The sequence below is a fragment of the Cupriavidus sp. SIMBA_020 genome, from assembly GCF_046535395.1.
Taxonomy (GTDB): domain Bacteria; phylum Pseudomonadota; class Gammaproteobacteria; order Burkholderiales; family Burkholderiaceae; genus Cupriavidus; species Cupriavidus campinensis.
The window spans coordinates 1-325 of sequence record NZ_JAWRWU010000251.1 but is presented as its reverse complement, the minus strand read 5'-3'; the positions used below and the strand labels follow the sequence as shown (position 1 = coordinate 325).

Annotated in this window: 1 pseudogene; it reads left to right on the top strand. The window is 68.9% G+C overall.

Annotated elements, in window-relative coordinates:
- Positions 1-100: 100 nt before the first annotated feature.
- Positions 101-325: pseudogene (locus SB751_RS29060) on the top strand (diguanylate cyclase); the annotation flags it as partial.

Here is a 325-nt window from a genome sequence, read left to right as displayed (position 1 = left end):
CGATGCGCCCGCCGACCGGACCACCGCGGCCTCACGCTCTGGCGTGCCGCCTGGAGAACCGGCGCAACAACGATCAGATCAAGGGTTGCCAGCGATACACATGGAAGCGAACAGGATCACCGCGCCCCGCCGGGGCTCCTTGCGCACGGTCGTGGACCGGCTTCGGGCGTTCGGCCGGCGCGCGGACGTCAAGCCGCGGATGGCCAATAGCCGCGCCGCGCAACTGGAACAGGTGGTCGGCGCCGTCGATCTGCTCGCGCATGTCGACCGCGAACTGCGCTTCATCTACGTGTCCGACGCCAGCCTGCGCTTCATCGGCTACCAC